Here is a 15997-nt window from a genome sequence, read left to right as displayed (position 1 = left end):
CAAGGAATCCCCATGGCTTTCACCGACCCGTTCATCCGTCGCCCGGTGCTCGCCACCGTGGTCAGCCTGTTGATTGTGCTGCTCGGCTTCCAGGCCTGGAGCAAGTTGCCGCTGCGCCAGTACCCGCAAATGGAAAACGCGCTGATCACGGTCACCACCGCCTACCCCGGGGCCAATGCCGAAACCATTCAGGGCTACATCACCCAGCCGATGCAGCAAAGTCTGGCGAGTGCCGAGGGCATCGACTACATGACCTCGGTCAGCCGGCAGAACTTCTCGGTGATTTCGATCTATGCGCGAATCGGCGCCAACACCGATCGCCTTTTCACCGAACTGCTGGCCAAGGCCAACGAGGTAAAAAACAAGCTGCCGCAGGACGCCGAAGATCCGGTGCTGAGCAAGGAATCCGCCGACGCCTCGGCCCTGATGTACATCAGTTTCTTCAGCGAGGACCTGAGCAACCCGCAGATCACCGATTACCTGTCACGGGTAATCCAGCCAAAACTGGCGACCCTGCCGGGCATGGCCGAAGCAGAGATTCTCGGCAATCAGGTGTTTGCCATGCGCCTGTGGCTCGACCCGGTGAAACTCGCCGGTTTCGGTCTCAGCGCCGCTGACGTGACCAACGCGGTGCGCCAGTACAACTTTCTCTCCGCCGCCGGCGAAGTGAAAGGCGAATACACCGTGACCAGCATCAACGCCAATACCGAACTGAAGTCCGCCGAAGCCTTCGCGGCGATTCCGCTCAAGGTCGATGGCGACAGCCGCGTATTGCTCAGCGATGTCGCACGGGTCGAGATGGGCGCGGAAAACTACGACTCGATCAGCTCGTTCGGCGGCACGCCATCGGTGTACATCGGCATCAAGGCCACTCCGGGGGCCAACCCTCTGGATGTGATCAAGGAAGTGCGCAAGCTGATGCCGGAACTGGAAGCGCAGTTGCCGCCGAACCTGAAAAGCGAAATCGCCTACGATGCCACGCTGTTCATTCAGGCCTCGATCGACGAAGTGGTGAAAACCCTGTTCGAAGCGGTGCTGATCGTCATCGTCGTGGTGTTCCTGTTCCTCGGTGCGCTGCGCTCGGTGGTGATCCCGGTGGTGACCATTCCGTTGTCGATGATCGGCGTGATGTTCTTCATGCAGATGATGGGTTACTCGATGAACCTGCTGACGCTGCTGGCGATGGTGCTCGCCATCGGGCTGGTGGTCGACGATGCGATTGTCGTGGTGGAGAACATTCACCGCCACATCGAGGAAGGCAAGACACCGTTCGACGCAGCGCTGGAAGGTGCCCGTGAAATCGCCATGCCGGTGGTGTCGATGACCATCACCCTGGCGGCGGTGTATGCGCCGATCGGCTTTCTCACCGGCCTGACCGGGGCGCTGTTCAAGGAGTTCGCCCTGACTCTGGCCGGTGCGGTGGTGATTTCCGGCGTCGTGGCCCTGACCCTGTCACCGATGATGTGCGCGTTCCTGCTGCGGCATGACCAGAACCCCAGCGGCCTGGCCCATCGTCTCGACCGGATCTTCGACAGCCTTAAACGCCGCTATCAGAGCATGCTGCATGGCACGCTCAATACACGGCCGGTGGTGCTGGTGTTTGCGCTGATCGTGCTGTGCCTGATTCCAGTGTTCCTCAAGTTCACCAAGTCGGAACTGGCGCCGGACGAAGATCAGGGCATCATTTTCATGATGGCCAGTGCGCCGCAGCCGACCAACCTCGATTACCTGAGTACCTACACCGACGAATTCATCAAGATCTTCAAGGAATTCCCCGAGTACTATTCCTCGTTCCAGATCAACGGCTACAACGGTGTGCAGGCGGGGATTGGCGGCTTCCTGCTGAAACCATGGAACGAGCGCAGCCGCACGCAGATGGAAATCCTCCCGGAAGTGCAAGGCAAACTCGAAAGCATTCCGGGCTTGCAGATCTTCGGCTTCAACCTGCCCTCCCTGCCCGGCACCGGCGAAGGGTTGCCGTTCGAATTCGTGGTCAACACGGCCAACGATTACGAGCTGCTGCTGCAAGTCGCTGATCGGATCAAGAAACGTGCGATGGAGTCGGGCAAGTTCGCCTTCGTCGACCTTGATCTGGCGTTCGACAAACCGGAAGTGGTGGTCGATATCGATCGCGCCAAGGCCGCGCAGATGGGCGTGTCGATGCTCGACCTCGGCGGCACTCTGGCGACCTTGTTGGGCGAGGCCGAGATCAACCGTTTCACCATTGAGGGACGCAGCTACAAGGTGATCGCGCAGGTCGAACGGCCTTACCGCGACAACCCGGACTGGCTGAACAACTACTACGTGAAGAACACCCAGGGCGAACTGTTGCCGCTATCGACGCTGATCAAGGTCAGCGACCGTGCGCGGCCGCGTCAGCTCAACCAGTTCCAGCAACTCAATGCGGCGAAGATTTCCGGTTTCCCGCTGGTGAGCATGGGTGAAGCCATCGACACCGTGTTGCAGATCGCCCGCGAAGAAGCACCTGCCGGGTTTGCCTTTGACTATGGCGGCGCATCCCGGCAATTCGTTCAGGAAGGCAGCGCCTTGTGGGTCACCTTCGCTCTGGCGCTGGCGATCATCTTTCTGGTGCTGGCGGCGCAATTTGAAAGCTTCCGCGATCCGCTGGTGATCCTGGTCACGGTGCCGTTGTCGATCTGCGGGGCGTTGATTCCGCTGTTTCTCGGCTGGTCGAGCATGAACATCTACACCCAGGTCGGGTTGGTGACGCTGATCGGGCTGATCAGCAAACACGGGATCCTGATCGTCGAGTTCGCCAACCAGTTGCGCAAGGACAAAGGCCTGACAGCCCGTGAAGCGGTTGAGGAAGCGGCAGCGATTCGCTTGCGCCCGGTGCTGATGACCACCGCGGCGATGGTGTTCGGCATGGTGCCGCTGATTCTCGCAACGGGCGCGGGGGCGGTCAGCCGCTTTGATATCGGTATGGTGATTGCGACGGGCATGTCGATCGGCACGCTGTTTACGCTGTTCGTGTTGCCGTGCGTATATACCCTGCTGGCGAAACCCGATCCCAAACCCTCGACATAGCCCCTTGTTAGGAGTGAGCCTGCTCGCGATAGCGGTATGTCAGTTGCCATAATGTTGACTGACACACCGCTATCGCGAGCAGGCTCACTCCTACAGGGGGGAGCGGTGTGTAAAAAAAAGGCCTCGCATCTGCGAGGCCTTTTACGTGGGCATCAATTTCAACTGGCTGGCCTCATCCCTTGAGATAGCCCGAACATGAACAACAGCAGATCATGATCGGGTTTGGTCGCCACGGAGGCTTTCGCCACCCGTGGCAGTGTGCAATGAGCGTCCGTCGTGGACGCTCCGATGACCTGCATGCGGGGCTGCTCCCAGGCAGCCACCGCCAATGAAGCGACTGCCAAGGCTCCGACCAGAAACAAACCTCGTGCAATTTCTAGTTTCATCGCTATAAACCTTTGATAGCGCTGCCAAACGCCGTCTCATAAAAATAGACGAGTTTTTTCCAGTCGGCATCGCGGAACGACGAATGGCGACGCAGTTGCTTCATGTCGTGCTGTGCGGCGCGATAGGCGGTCAAGCGCTGGCGGCATTTTTCCAGATCGATCAATGCTACTTCAACCTTGGCCGACTCGCCCTCGCCGGTCACCCGCACGAATACGTGCTTGATGTAGATGCAGCTGTGCTGCCAGCGGCCCTTGTGCATGCGCGCGAGGTTTTCCGCCAGGTCCTTGAGCACGCGCTCGTAGACCACGTCGCCACATTGATCACGCCCGCCGGCAGCGGCCAGCCAGTGTTCCAGTTCCTGGAAACCGTCCAGGGATCTGGTCACCAGCAGTGCGCGCCATTTGTGCTGTGGATCAGGCTGAGCGCCACAGAAAACGATTTGCGGCACGCGTACACCGAGTTTGCTTACGCCGGTCAGCGCATCGAGTTCACGCAATACGGTAGGACGACCGAACGGGTGCAACCAGCTGCGATAGATGTGTCCGGTCTGGCGCTTGGCGTACAGCAACTGACCGTCGCGACCGACGATGCGCTGTACCCCGCTTTCGCCGCCGCGGCGCACATTGGGTTCTTCAACCCATTCGCCGCGCTGGGCCCAGTAGTAATCGAAACGATCCTGTGGAGCGACATCCGCTTCAACCGCTGCTTGCACTGCCATTCTCTACCTCTTGCGTAATACGTAAACCCGCCACATCGCATAGAGCGGTATAAAGTCCAGTTGTTCCTGAATGCGGAACCCGGCCTGTTCAAATTCTTTCTCGATCGTCGCCGCCGGAATCAGAAAACGATTCTGGTAATCACGATTCGGCCGGTCCAGCTCGGCGCGCTTGCGCTTCCAGGCCTTGAAGTTGCCGTCTACCCACAATGAAACAATCACGCTGTCGCGGCTCACGCGTTCGAATTCGCGCAGGATCACCTGACGATGCTCGGACTCACCGATGTGGTGCAGCAGACGCATGCAGAAGATGCTGTCGACCGAGTTGTCCGGCAAGGCAATGTCGAACGCCGAGGTATGCAGCGGCTGTACCCGCTTGACCACGTCGGCCGGTTGTCCCTCGAGTGCCGTCTTGATCATCGACTCGGAATTGTCCGCGCCGATGATCACCCGGTTGGGTTTCTCCGCGAGCATCGGCCAGAAACGCCCGGCACCGCAGGGCAGGTCCAGCACCAGACCGGGATCACCCGCCAGTGACAAGGCCTTGCGTGCCAACTGTTCATCGCGCCAATGCGACAGGCGACGGCCCAGACTCTCCTTGTGCTTGCGCAGATATCGCTGCGCGTGCTGGTCGTCATACTTCTCGGAAAAATCGAGCTTGATCGGGTCGGCCATGATCTGGACTCCTGAATGTCTGATGACGCCACCTTAGTCAGCGGCGTGTCAGCGTCAGGTCATCCAATTGTGAAAAAAATGTCAGGTAAACCGGCAAAGTATTACAACGTTATACAGGAATCCGACAGGTTGGCGGGAGTAGCCTCGTACGACTATTTGCCTGCATTCACGCCAAGATCTACCTCGAATCGGCAGCCATTGGGTTCCATCGTGCTCAAGCTGACGGTCCAGCCCTGGTTTTCGCAGATACGCTGCACCAGCGATAAGCCAAGCCCGAGGCCGTCACCGCGTTTCTCACTGCCGCGCACAAACGGTTCGAACATCGCTTCGCGCTTTTCCTCGGGAATCCCGACACCGGAATCCTCGACGATAAAGCCGTGGGCCGTCAGGGTCAGGCGAATGAAACCCTCCTCGGTGTAATGCAGCGCGTTGCGCAGCAGGTTGCCCATCACCGCGTTGAGTAACGTCGCGTTGTAGCGGGCGTCCGATGGGCTGCCCGGCTCGAACACCAGCCTCAGGCCCTTGCGCTCGATCGGCTCGCGCCACAGGCACAGCAGGCTTTGCGCCACTTGCGTAAGGTTGTGTTGCGGCGCCGCTCCGGGCTCTTCGTTTTGCGCGCGCGCCAGCATCAGGAACGTCTGCACCAATTCGCGCATCTCCTCACTGGCACGAGCGATACGCTCGACCTGCGAGCGACCGCGCTGATCGATGCCCGGATTCTCCAGCAGCAGCTCGCAGGAGCTGGCCAGCACCATCAGCGGCGTACGCAATTCATGACTGACGTCGCTGGTGAACAAGCGCTCGCGGGTCAGCGCCTGACGCAGGCGCCCCAATGTCGCGTCGAACGCCACCGCCAGTTCACCGACTTCATCCGCCGCATAATCCGGCGCCAGCGGCGGTGCCAGCCCGAGCAACTGATCGCGATGACGGACCTGCCGCGCCAGCCGTACGACCGGCGCCATCACCTTGCGCGCCAGCACCCAGCCGAGGAACACCGCCAGTGCCAGGCTGAGCACGAAACCCACCAGCACCACGGCAAACAGAACGCGTTCGCGCTCTTCGAAATCGCTTTGATCCTGCAACAGAACGTACCGGCGGCCATCGACGATCTCGACCATCGCGTGATACGACAGCTGCTCGCGGAACACTTCATGAAAACCGGCATCGAGATGGCGCAGGTCCTTGGGCAGATCGAAATCGCCCGGCCCGCCGCTGAAATAGAACAGCTGATCCGGTTCGGGGCGGTGGCTCCAGTCGGAAACATTGTCCATCAGCAACAAGCGCTGCAAGTCGCCGCCCAGCCCCGCCGAAATCAGTTTTTCCTCGACCAGATGCACGGTCGCAACGATGCCCATGGCAAACGCGCCAGCCACCAGAGCGCTCATCAAGGCGAAGGCGATAATGATCCGTTGCGAAAGGCTTTGCTTGAACTCCATTACACGTCGGCCAAGCGGTAGCCCACCCCGTGCACAGTGTGCAGCAGTGGCTTGGCGAAAGGTTTGTCGATCACCTGGCGCAACTGGTGCACGTGGCTGCGCAGGCTGTCGCTGTCCGGGCAGTCATCGCCCCACAGGGCTTCTTCGAGAATTTCCCGGCGCAACACATGCGGGCTCTTCTGCATCAGCACGGCCAGCAGCTTCAGGCCGACCGGGTTGAGCTTGAGCAGTTTGCCGTCGCGCGTCACTTCCAGGGTGTCGAGGTCATAGCTCAGGTCGGCGACCTGCAAGGCGCGCCGGCCACCGCCCTGAGCGCGACGCATCACGGCTTCGACCCGCGCCGCGAGTTCGGACAAGGCAAACGGTTTGATCAGGTAATCGTCGGCACCCGACTTGAAGCCCTGCAAGCGGTCGTCCAGTTGGTCGCGCGCGGTAAGCATGATCACCGGTGTGTCGCGGCGTGCATCTTCGCGCAGGCGTTTGCACAGGGTATAGCCGTCGATCCCCGGCAACATGATATCGAGGACGATCAGGTCGTAATGCTCGGTGGCGGCCAGATGCAGGCCGGACAGACCGTCCTGCGCGCAATCGACGGTGTAGCCCTTGAGGCCCAGGTAATCGGCCAGATTGGCCAGGATGTCGCGGTTGTCTTCGACCAGCAGAATACGCATGGGCACCTTCTCCGAACGGGGTTACGGCCGTCTTGGCCCGCGCAGCTTACGGCCAAGTGTGGCTCACGGCTAGGCATGTGTCGGGTTGTTTGCCGATAAAAATGCTCACGGCGACCGCCAACGTTTTTTTCACTTTCGATTAACGAATCGGCAACGCCCGTGCGCACAGACTCCGCGCGATTGCGCTCCCTCGAACATTCTTGCCACCAAGGAATTGCCCATGGCGTTGACCTCTGCCCATCCCGTTTCCCGACCGCTGAACCTCTGGCTCTGCCTGGGCATACCCGCTGTTGCGGCGATCATTCTGGTGTTGCTCGAACTGACCGATCTGGACATGGACCTGGCCCGACTGTTCTATGACCCGGTCGCCGGCGACTTCATCGGACGGCACAGCTATTTTCTCGAAGACATCCTGCATGACCGCGCCAAAGAAGTGGTTATCGCCTTCTCGGTGTTCGCGATCCTCGGTTTCATCGGCTCGTTTTTCCTCGCCCGACTCAAACCCTTCAAGCGTGAGCTGGGCTGCCTGGTGCTGTCGCTGGGCCTGGCCACTTCGTTCGTCACCCCGGTCAAAGCCGTGACGGCAGTGCAATGCCCGTGGAGCCTTGAGCAATTCGGCGGGCACGAAAAATACAGCAAGTTGATGGACCATCGCCCGCCAACCGACAAGCCGGGGCGTTGCTGGCCTGGCGGTCATGCGGCGACGGGTTTCACCTTGTTTGCGCTGTTCTTCGTTCTGCGCGATCGTCGCCCACGACTGGCGCGGCAGGCATTCATCTTCGCCTTTGCGCTGGGCTCGGTGTTTTCGATCAGCCGGATGATGCAGGGCGCGCACTTCTTCTCGCATAACGTATGGACGGCGATCTTCTGCTGGCTGATTTGTCTGGGGGCTTATTACTGGGTGCTGTATCGCCCGGCGGGCAAGACTGCAACGGTTGTCAAAGCACGCCCCGTCAGCGCTTGAGCGGACGCCATCGCTGGCAAGCCAGCTCCCACAGGGACTGAGAGTGTTCACACACTATGTGCCTGACCTAGGACTCCTGTGGGAGCTGGCTTGCCAGCGATGGCCACACCTCGGTCTGTAGCCCACCCTAGAATTCGGGCGATAAAAAACCCCGCTGCTTGCGCCGGCGGGGTTTTTCGTTACGGGGGTAAGGCTGGCTTACATCATGCCGCCCATGCCACCCATGCCGCCCATTTCTGGCATACCGCCGCCAGCCGAGCCTTCCTTCTTCGGCGCGTCGGCAACGGCCGCTTCGGTGGTCAGGATCAGACCGCCGATCGAGGCTGCGGCTTGCAGAGCCGAACGGGTTACCTTGGTTGGATCCAGGATGCCCATTTCGATCATGTCGCCGTATTCGCCGGAAGCAGCGTTGTAACCGAAGTTACCTTTGCCGTTCTTCACTTCGTTGACGACTACGCTTGGCTCGTCACCGGAGTTGGCAGCGATCTGACGCAGCGGCGCTTCAACAGCGCGACGCAGCACAGCGATACCGACGTTCTGGTCAGCGTTGTCGCCGGTCAGTTCGGTCAGGGCTTCCAGAGCGCGGATCAGCGCAACGCCACCGCCAGGTACCACGCCTTCTTCAACGGCTGCACGGGTTGCGTGCAGGGCGTCTTCAACGCGGGCCTTCTTCTCTTTCATTTCAACTTCGGAACCCGCGCCAACCTTGATCACTGCAACGCCGCCGGACAGCTTGGCCAGACGCTCTTGCAGTTTTTCACGGTCGTAGTCCGAGGAAGTTTCGGCAACCTGGGCACGGATCTGAGCGATACGGCCTTCGATGTCTGCCTGCACGCCAGCACCGTCAACGATGATGGTGTTTTCCTTGGACAGGGTCACGCGCTTGGCGTTACCCAGGTGCTCCAGGGTGGTGCTTTCCAGGCTCAGACCGATCTCTTCGGAGATCACGGTGCCGCCGGTCAGAACAGCGATGTCCTGCAGCATGGCCTTGCGACGATCGCCGAAGCCTGGTGCCTTGACGGCAGCGACTTTAACGATACCGCGCATGTTGTTCACCACCAGAGTCGCCAGGGCTTCGCCTTCAACGTCTTCGGCAACGATCAGCAGCGGACGGCCGGCTTTGGCAACGGCTTCCAGGACTGGCAGCATTTCGCGGATGTTCGAGATCTTCTTGTCGACCAGCAGGATCAGCGGGCCGTCGAGCTCGGCAACCATGGTGTCCGGCTTGTTGACGAAGTACGGCGACAGGTAGCCACGGTCGAACTGCATGCCTTCTACAACCGACAGTTCGTTTTCCAGGCCCGAGCCTTCTTCAACGGTGATCACGCCTTCTTTACCGACTTTTTCCATGGCTTCGGCAATGATGTCGCCGATGGAGTTGTCGGAGTTGGCCGAGATGGTGCCGACCTGAGCGATGGCTTTGAAATCAGCGCATGGCTTGGACAGGGCTTTGAGCTCTTTGACGATGGCGATGGTCGCCTTGTCGATACCGCGTTTCAGGTCCATCGGGTTCATGCCGGCAGCGACGGCTTTCAGGCCTTCGTTGACGATCGACTGAGCCAGAACGGTGGCAGTGGTAGTACCGTCACCGGCGTCATCGTTGGCACGGGAGGCAACGTCTTTGACCAGCTGCGCGCCCATGTTTTCGAAGCGATCTTCGAGTTCGATTTCTTTGGCGACGGAAACGCCGTCCTTGGTGATGGTCGGAGCGCCGAAGCTCTTCTCGAGGATCACGTTACGGCCTTTCGGGCCCAGGGTCGCTTTTACCGCGTCAGCCAGAACGTTGACGCCTTTGAGCATCTTGGAGCGGGCGGCATCGCCGAACTTAACTTCTTTAGCAGCCATGATCGATATTCCTTAAATACTTTGTAGTAACGGGAAAATGAACGGGAGTATCAGCCTTCGATAACAGCGAGGATTTCGTTCTCGCTCATTACCAGCAGGTCTTCACCATCGACTTTCACAGTGTTGCTGCCGGAGTAAGGACCGAACACAACCTTGTCGCCTTCCTTCACGGACAGTGCACGCACTTCGCCGTTTTCCAGAGCTTTGCCCGGGCCTACAGCGAGAATCACACCGTGGTTGGCCTTTTCAGCAGCCGAACCTGGCAGGACGATACCGCCAGCGGTTTTCTTTTCTTCTTCGCTGCGACGGATGACGACGCGGTCATGCAGAGGACGAAGCTTCATTGTCGATCTCTCCTAATTGTGGTTTTCATCGGCCGGTGTAGTCCCGGCGGGTTTAACAAATCCGGCCTGTGCCGGGTGCGGCTCGTCGAGCGAACCGCGCAAGTCTGTCCGGTGTAATCACCGGAAACCTTTCGGTGACCGATACATAGGGGCGTACAAGCTGATTACAAGGGCTGGGGTAAAAAAAATTTTGACGCCGTCCGACGAGTAGGCCGCATAAACGAGCACGGCACCCGAAGGTGCCGTGTCGATGTTGACGTTACTTGTTGTCGCGATGTTCGTACTCGCCTTCGATCACATTCGGCTCACGGCCCAACGGCTCGCGTGGTGCCGGACCGCCACGGGGTCGCAGGTCATCGGCAAAAGCGCGCTGGCGCATGGCCTGGTCTTCGGCACGCTGGCGCATTTTATTCGCCAGCAAGCGTCGGGTGAACGGCAGCAGCATGACCAGACCAACCACATCGCTGATGAAACCCGGGATGATCAGCAGACCGCCGGCCAGCGCCAGCATCAAACCTTCAAGCATGGTCTGTGCCGGCAGTTCGCCGCGGTTCAGGCTTTCACGGGCACGCAGCGCCGTGGCGAGGCCGGCGATGCGCAGCACGAACACGCCGAACATCGAGCCGACGATAATCAGCAGCAGGGCCGGGAAGAACCCGATCGCCCCTGCCACTTTGACGAATACGAACAGCTCCAGCACTGGAAACAGCAGAAAGAGCAACAGAAAAGGGCGCATCAAATTGTCCTCAACGCAAGAAATGCCTTGCAGTAAGCCTTAGATGACGCCGCCCTTGCGTGAATTCAACCTTAAGAATCCGCTTTTTTTGGCCAGGCCTCGGCGTGAGCCAATGAAACCAAGGCTTCGCGCACTTGTGTCGGCGTATTGCAAGGGCTTGGGAAGCCTAGCCAGTACAGCGCCTGACCGATGCGCAAGTGCATGCCTTCGCTGTCGATCCCGGCCAGTTGCGCCGGCACGCTGTTCGGCAGACCGGCGAGCTCAACGTAATGGGCGATGGCCTTGGCGTGGTCGCTGTTCATGTGCTCGACCATGCTGACTTCAGCCTTGCCGGCGAACGGATTGGCCAGAGTCAACTGATCGATCCAGTGAATCGCCCCGAAACCGCCGATATAGCGGTGACGCACCGGGTTCAGTACCCAGAAATCGAAATCGTGAGCCTTGTGATAATTCTGCGAATCAGGGAAGTAGCGGTAGTAGCGCTCGGCGGCGGCTTCGATGGCGGCAGGGTCTTCGAGTTTCTGCGCTTCCGCGAGATACGTCAGGCGCCCCACCGCTTGTACATCATCGGCCTCGCGCTCACCGACCAGCATCGAGCACTTCGGGTCCTTTTGCAGATTGTGGGTGTGCTGGGCGATGCGGCTGATCAGAATCAGCGGCCGGCCCTGCTCGTCCAGGCAATACGGGACCACGGAGCCGAACGGAAATCCGGGCATCGATTTCGAGTGGGTCGAGAGCACTCCACGGTATTCCTTGAGAAGCAATTCTCGGGCATTCTTCGCCACTTCAACGCTCAATTTATGACTCCTTAGATAGAATCCGTCGAAAAAACGGACAGGCGCGCGAAAACAGGTTTCGGCCACGCCATCGGGCAATGCTCCTGCGCAACCCGGCCACGGCCGGGGCGAACGGGAGCCGCCAAGAATAAAAACCATCAGACCAGCAATCGGGGCACGCGCATGCAACTCAACGACAAAGTAATCATTATCACTGGCGGTTGCCAGGGTTTGGGCCGCTCCATGGCCGAGTATCTCGCCGGCAAAGGCGCGAAGCTCGCGCTGGTCGATCTCAATCAGGAAAAGCTCGACGACGCCGTCGCCGCGTGCAAAGCCAAGGGTGTCGAAGCGCGCAGCTACCTGTGCAACGTCGCCAATGAAGAACAGGTCGAGCACATGGTCGCCCAGGTTGCCGCTGACTTTGGCGCGATTCACGGCCTGATCAACAACGCCGGGATTCTGCGTGACGGCCTGCTGCTGAAGGTCAAGGACGGCGAAATGAGCAAGATGAGCCTTGCCCAGTGGCAGGCGGTGATCGATGTCAACCTGACCGGCGTGTTCCTCTGCACCCGTGAGGTGGCAGCGAAAATGGTCGAGCTGAAGAACAGCGGCGCGATCATCAACATCTCGTCGATCTCCCGCGCCGGCAATGTCGGCCAGACCAACTATTCCGCGGCCAAGGCCGGTGTCGCCGCGGTGACCGTGACATGGGCCAAGGAACTGGCGCGCTACGGGATTCGCGTGGCCGGCATTGCACCGGGCTTCATCGAAACCGAAATGACCCTGGGCATGAAACCCGAAGCGCTGGAGAAAATGACCTCGGGCATCCCGCTCAAGCGCATGGGCAAGCCGCAAGAGATCGCCCATTCGGCGGCGTATATCTTCGAGAACGACTACTACACCGGGCGGATTCTGGAGATGGATGGCGGCTTGCGTATCTGACTGCCAACACAAAAACAAATGTAGGAGTGAGCCTGCTCGCGATAGCGGTAATCAATTCACCATCGCTGGAGAATGTTAAACCGCGATCGCGAGCAGGCTCACTCCTACAAGGGATCTCAGCGTTGCTGATAGATCAATCGTCGCTGATGGTGATATTCGGCATCGCCGGCGTCGCCGCTTCCTGCAAGACGATCCGCGCGCCGACGTGGCGGGCCAGCTCCTGGTAGACCATGGCGATCTGGCTGTCCGGCTCGGCGATCACCGTCGGCTTGCCGCCATCGGCCTGTTCGCGGATCAGCATCGACAACGGCAGCGAGGCCAGCAGTTCCACGCCGTACTGGGTGGCAAGCTTCTCGCCACCGCCCTCACCGAACAGATGCTCGGCATGCCCGCAGTTCGAGCAGATGTGCACGGCCATGTTTTCCACCACGCCCAATACCGGAATGTTGACCTTGCGGAACATTTCCACGCCTTTGCGTGCGTCGAGCAGGGCCAGGTCCTGTGGCGTGGTGACGATCACTGCGCCCGCCACCGGGACTTTCTGCGCCAGGGTCAGTTGAATGTCGCCGGTGCCAGGCGGCATGTCGATGACCAGATAATCCAGATCGCCCCACGCGGTTTGCGTGACCAGTTGCAGCAGCGCGCCGGAAACCATCGGCCCGCGCCAGACCATCGGCGTGTTGTCATCGGTCAGAAACGCCATCGACATGACTTCAACACCGTGGGCCTTGAGCGGCACAAACCACTTCTGGTCCTTGACCTCCGGGCGGGTGCGCTCGGGAATACCGAACATGATGCCCTGGCTCGGGCCGTAGATATCGGCGTCGAGAATCCCCACTTTGGCGCCTTCGCGGGCCAGCGCCAGGGCGAGGTTGGCGGCGGTGGTCGACTTGCCCACGCCGCCCTTTCCCGAGGCTACGGCGACCACGTTCTTGACGTTGGCCAGCCCCGGAATCTGCGCCTGGGCCTTGTGCGCGGCGATCACGCTGTTGACCTCAACCCGGGCGATGACCACGCCGTCGATGTTTTCGATGGCCAGTTGCAGCAATTGCGCCCAACCGCTCTTGAACAGACCGGCGGCGTAGCCGATTTCCAGCTGCACATTGACGCGGTCACCGACGATCTCGATGTTTTTCACGCAACCGGCGCTGACCGGGTCCTGGTTCAGGTAAGGGTCGGTGTATTGGCTGAGGACGGCTTCCACCGCTGCGCGAGTGACGGCGCTCATGGGCAACTCCGATAACAAAACTGGAAAAGATGGCGGCTATCCTACCCCTTCTATCCTCCGGACGGCATGCCCGGCAACGATTTGCAGGGGTGAAATATCTTGTCCGGCGCTTTATAGTGGCCGACCTCCGTTTCATCAAGTAGCGAAGCCCTACATGTCCGAGCCACGCAAGATCCTCGTCACCAGCGCCCTGCCCTACGCCAATGGTTCGATCCACCTTGGCCACATGCTGGAATACATCCAGACCGATATGTGGGTGCGCTTCCAGAAGCATCGCGGCAACCAATGCATCTATGTCTGCGCCGACGACGCCCACGGTTCGGCGATCATGCTGCGCGCGGAAAAGGAAGGCATCACCCCGGAACAACTGATCGCCAACGTGCAGGCTGAACACAGCGCCGACTTTGCCGACTTCCTGGTTGATTTCGACAATTTCCACTCCACTCACGCCGAAGAAAACCGTGAGCTGTCGAGCCAGATCTACCTCAAGCTGCGTGACGCCGGGCACATTGCCCAACGCTCGATCACCCAGTATTTCGACCCGGAAAAGAAAATGTTCCTGGCCGACCGCTTCATCAAGGGCACCTGCCCCAAATGCGGCACCGAAGACCAGTACGGCGACAACTGCGAAAAATGCGGCGCGACCTACGCCCCGACCGACCTGAAGGATCCGAAGTCGGCGATCTCCGGTGCTACCCCGGTGCTCAAGGATTCCCAGCACTTCTTCTTCAAGCTGCCGGACTTCCAGGACATGCTGCAGGCCTGGACCCGCAGCGGCACCCTGCAGGACGCCGTCGCCAACAAGCTTTCCGAATGGCTCGACGCCGGCCTGCAACAGTGGGACATCTCCCGCGATGCGCCGTACTTCGGCTTCGAGATTCCGGGCGAGCCGGGCAAGTATTTCTACGTGTGGCTGGATGCGCCGATCGGCTACATGGCCAGCTTCAAGAACCTCTGCAACCGCACGCCTGCGCTTGACTTCGACGCGTTCTGGGGCAAGGATTCCACCGCCGAGCTGTACCACTTCATCGGCAAGGACATCGTCAACTTCCACGCGCTGTTCTGGCCAGCGATGCTCGAAGGTGCGGGCTTCCGCAAGCCGACCGCGATCAATGTGCACGGCTACCTGACCGTCAACGGCCAGAAGATGTCGAAATCGCGCGGCACCTTCATCAAGGCCCGCACGTATCTGGATCACCTGTCGCCGGAATACCTGCGTTATTACTACGCGGCGAAACTGGGCCGTGGCGTCGATGACCTCGACCTGAACCTCGAAGACTTCGTGCAGAAGGTCAACTCCGATCTGGTCGGCAAAGTGGTCAACATCGCCAGCCGTTGCGCCGGTTTCATCCACAAGGGCAACGCCGGTCTGCTGGTCGACAACAACGCCGCACCGGAGCTGACCGAGGCCTTCCTCGCCGCCGCGCCAAGCATTGCCGACGCCTATGAAGCACGCGACTTTGCCCGTGCCATGCGCGAGACCATGGCCCTGGCCGACCGCGCCAACGCGTGGATCGCCGACAAGGCGCCGTGGTCGCTGAACAAGCAGGAAGGCAAGCAGGACGAAGTCCAGGCGATCTGCGCCACCGGCATCAACCTGTTCCGCCAGCTGGTGATCTTCCTCAAACCGGTGCTGCCGCTGCTGGCCGCCGATGCCGAGGCGTTCCTCAACGTCGCGCCGCTGACCTGGAACGACCACACCACGCTGCTGGCCAACCATCAGCTCAACGAATTCAAGCCGTTGATGACCCGTATCGACCCGGTGAAAGTGCAAGCCATGACCGACGCCTCGAAAGAAGACCTCAGCGCCAGCCAGACCGACACCGGCGCTGCCGCCCCGGCCGGCAATGGCGAACTGGCCAAGGATCCGCTGTCGCCGGAAATCGACTTCGACGCGTTCGCCGCCATCGACCTGCGCGTCGCGCTGATCGTCAAGGCTGAGCACGTCGAGGGCGCCGACAAGCTGCTGCGCCTGACCCTCGATATCGGCGACGAGCAACGCAACGTGTTCTCCGGCATCAAGAGTGCTTACCCGGATCCGTCGAAGCTCGACGGTCGTCTGACCATGATGATCGCCAACCTGAAGCCGCGGAAAATGAAGTTCGGCATCTCCGAAGGCATGGTGATGGCGGCTGGCCCTGGCGGTGAAGAGATCTACCTGCTGAGCCCGGACAGCGGTGCCAAGCCGGGTCAACGTATCAAGTAAGACCCTGCGGCAACTCGATCCCAC

General features: G+C 60.1%; 14 protein-coding genes. 4 read left to right on the top strand and 10 right to left on the bottom strand.

The window, feature by feature from the left end; genetic code table 11:
* The first annotated feature begins 12 nt into the window (after nucleotides 1–12).
* Nucleotides 13–3048 carry a multidrug efflux RND transporter permease subunit gene (locus J3P93_RS06185; RefSeq protein ID WP_434595870.1) on the top strand — a complete coding sequence of 1012 codons (3036 nt, stop codon included), beginning with the start codon at nucleotides 13–15 and terminating at the stop codon, nucleotides 3046–3048.
* A gap of 158 nt (nucleotides 3049–3206) precedes the next feature.
* On the opposite strand, the gene J3P93_RS06180 is transcribed toward J3P93_RS06185, so the two are convergent.
* The 5 genes from J3P93_RS06180 to colR all read right to left on the bottom strand — a co-directional run bounded on the left by J3P93_RS06180 (nucleotide 3207) and on the right by colR (nucleotide 6932).
* Nucleotides 3207–3434 (bottom strand): hypothetical protein, encoded by a 228-nt coding sequence (locus J3P93_RS06180; RefSeq protein ID WP_090285811.1) that lies wholly within the window; start codon nucleotides 3432–3434, stop codon nucleotides 3207–3209.
* Nucleotides 3435–3436: 2 nt separating this feature from the next.
* Nucleotides 3437–4153, bottom strand: a complete 717-nt coding sequence (locus J3P93_RS06175; RefSeq protein ID WP_434595869.1) for a lipopolysaccharide kinase InaA family protein — start codon at nucleotides 4151–4153, stop codon at nucleotides 3437–3439.
* Nucleotides 4154–4156: 3 nt separating this feature from the next.
* Nucleotides 4157–4825 carry a class I SAM-dependent methyltransferase gene (locus J3P93_RS06170; RefSeq protein WP_203419306.1) on the bottom strand — a complete coding sequence of 223 codons (669 nt, stop codon included), beginning with the start codon at nucleotides 4823–4825 and terminating at the stop codon, nucleotides 4157–4159.
* A gap of 152 nt (nucleotides 4826–4977) precedes the next feature.
* Complete coding sequence (locus J3P93_RS06165; RefSeq protein WP_434595867.1) at nucleotides 4978–6261, bottom strand: sensor histidine kinase; 1284 nt, start codon at nucleotides 6259–6261, stop codon at nucleotides 4978–4980.
* Nucleotides 6261–6932, bottom strand: coding sequence for a two-component system response regulator ColR (gene colR / locus J3P93_RS06160; protein ID WP_064119015.1), 672 nt, complete (start codon nucleotides 6930–6932; stop codon nucleotides 6261–6263). The genes J3P93_RS06165 and colR overlap by 1 nt, the downstream gene beginning before the upstream one ends.
* 220 nt (nucleotides 6933–7152) lie before the next feature.
* Between colR and J3P93_RS06155 the strand changes: the two genes are divergently transcribed.
* Nucleotides 7153–7896 carry a phosphatase PAP2 family protein gene (locus J3P93_RS06155; RefSeq protein ID WP_434595863.1) on the top strand — a complete coding sequence of 248 codons (744 nt, stop codon included), beginning with the start codon at nucleotides 7153–7155 and terminating at the stop codon, nucleotides 7894–7896.
* Between the two features lie 198 nt (nucleotides 7897–8094).
* On the opposite strand, the gene groL is transcribed toward J3P93_RS06155, so the two are convergent.
* The 4 genes from groL to J3P93_RS06135 all read right to left on the bottom strand — a co-directional run bounded on the left by groL (nucleotide 8095) and on the right by J3P93_RS06135 (nucleotide 11618).
* Nucleotides 8095–9741: a chaperonin GroEL gene (gene groL, locus J3P93_RS06150; protein WP_434595861.1), complete on the bottom strand. Its 1647-nt coding sequence runs from the start codon at nucleotides 9739–9741 to the stop codon at nucleotides 8095–8097.
* 50 nt (nucleotides 9742–9791) lie between these two features.
* Nucleotides 9792–10085: a co-chaperone GroES gene (locus J3P93_RS06145; protein WP_007916610.1), complete on the bottom strand. Its 294-nt coding sequence runs from the start codon at nucleotides 10083–10085 to the stop codon at nucleotides 9792–9794.
* A gap of 259 nt (nucleotides 10086–10344) precedes the next feature.
* Nucleotides 10345–10821: an FxsA family protein gene (locus J3P93_RS06140; protein WP_434595860.1), complete on the bottom strand. Its 477-nt coding sequence runs from the start codon at nucleotides 10819–10821 to the stop codon at nucleotides 10345–10347.
* Between the two features lie 71 nt (nucleotides 10822–10892).
* Nucleotides 10893–11618, bottom strand: coding sequence for a HugZ family protein (locus J3P93_RS06135; protein ID WP_434595859.1), 726 nt, complete (start codon nucleotides 11616–11618; stop codon nucleotides 10893–10895).
* A 162-nt stretch (nucleotides 11619–11780) separates the two neighbouring features.
* On the opposite strand from J3P93_RS06135, the gene J3P93_RS06130 reads away from it, so the two are divergent.
* Nucleotides 11781–12539 carry an SDR family oxidoreductase gene (locus J3P93_RS06130; RefSeq protein ID WP_434595857.1) on the top strand — a complete coding sequence of 253 codons (759 nt, stop codon included), beginning with the start codon at nucleotides 11781–11783 and terminating at the stop codon, nucleotides 12537–12539.
* A 133-nt stretch (nucleotides 12540–12672) separates the two neighbouring features.
* Here J3P93_RS06130 and apbC read toward each other — a convergent pair whose 3' ends face one another.
* Nucleotides 12673–13767 carry an iron-sulfur cluster carrier protein ApbC gene (gene apbC, locus J3P93_RS06125; RefSeq protein WP_434595855.1) on the bottom strand — a complete coding sequence of 365 codons (1095 nt, stop codon included), beginning with the start codon at nucleotides 13765–13767 and terminating at the stop codon, nucleotides 12673–12675.
* 154 nt (nucleotides 13768–13921) lie between these two features.
* Here apbC and metG point away from each other — a divergent pair, with 154 nt between their 5' ends.
* On the top strand, nucleotides 13922–15973 hold the full coding sequence (metG, locus tag J3P93_RS06120) for a methionine--tRNA ligase (protein ID WP_336355331.1): 2052 nt from the start codon (nucleotides 13922–13924) through the stop codon (nucleotides 15971–15973).
* Nucleotides 15974–15997: the final 24 nt, after the last annotated feature.

Source organism: Pseudomonas sp. R3-57 (assembly GCF_051132065.1).
In the GTDB taxonomy this organism is placed as follows: domain Bacteria; phylum Pseudomonadota; class Gammaproteobacteria; order Pseudomonadales; family Pseudomonadaceae; genus Aquipseudomonas.
Note: the sequence above shows the minus strand (reverse complement) of the source record. Positions and strands in the feature narration are given on the sequence as shown.

Excerpts from the sequence above, each read along its gene's own strand:
- J3P93_RS06180 (WP_090285811.1), bottom strand. The coding sequence starts at position 3,434 with ATGAAACTAGAAATTGCACGAGGTTTGTTTCTGGTCGGAGCCTTGGCA.
- apbC (WP_434595855.1), bottom strand. The coding sequence starts at position 13,767 with ATGAGCGCCGTCACTCGCGCAGCGGTGGAAGCCGTCCTCAGCCAATAC.
- metG (WP_336355331.1), top strand. The coding sequence starts at position 13,922 with ATGTCCGAGCCACGCAAGATCCTCGTCACCAGCGCCCTGCCCTACGCC.
- J3P93_RS06140 (WP_434595860.1), bottom strand. The coding sequence starts at position 10,821 with ATGCGCCCTTTTCTGTTGCTCTTTCTGCTGTTTCCAGTGCTGGAGCTG.
- groL (WP_434595861.1), bottom strand. The coding sequence starts at position 9,741 with ATGGCTGCTAAAGAAGTTAAGTTCGGCGATGCCGCCCGCTCCAAGATG.
- colR (WP_064119015.1), bottom strand. The coding sequence starts at position 6,932 with ATGCGTATTCTGCTGGTCGAAGACAACCGCGACATCCTGGCCAATCTG.
- J3P93_RS06175 (WP_434595869.1), bottom strand. The coding sequence starts at position 4,153 with ATGGCAGTGCAAGCAGCGGTTGAAGCGGATGTCGCTCCACAGGATCGT.
- J3P93_RS06165 (WP_434595867.1), bottom strand. The coding sequence starts at position 6,261 with ATGGAGTTCAAGCAAAGCCTTTCGCAACGGATCATTATCGCCTTCGCC.
- J3P93_RS06145 (WP_007916610.1), bottom strand. The coding sequence starts at position 10,085 with ATGAAGCTTCGTCCTCTGCATGACCGCGTCGTCATCCGTCGCAGCGAA.
- J3P93_RS06170 (WP_203419306.1), bottom strand. The coding sequence starts at position 4,825 with ATGGCCGACCCGATCAAGCTCGATTTTTCCGAGAAGTATGACGACCAG.
- J3P93_RS06130 (WP_434595857.1), top strand. The coding sequence starts at position 11,781 with ATGCAACTCAACGACAAAGTAATCATTATCACTGGCGGTTGCCAGGGT.
- J3P93_RS06155 (WP_434595863.1), top strand. The coding sequence starts at position 7,153 with ATGGCGTTGACCTCTGCCCATCCCGTTTCCCGACCGCTGAACCTCTGG.
- J3P93_RS06185 (WP_434595870.1), top strand. The coding sequence starts at position 13 with ATGGCTTTCACCGACCCGTTCATCCGTCGCCCGGTGCTCGCCACCGTG.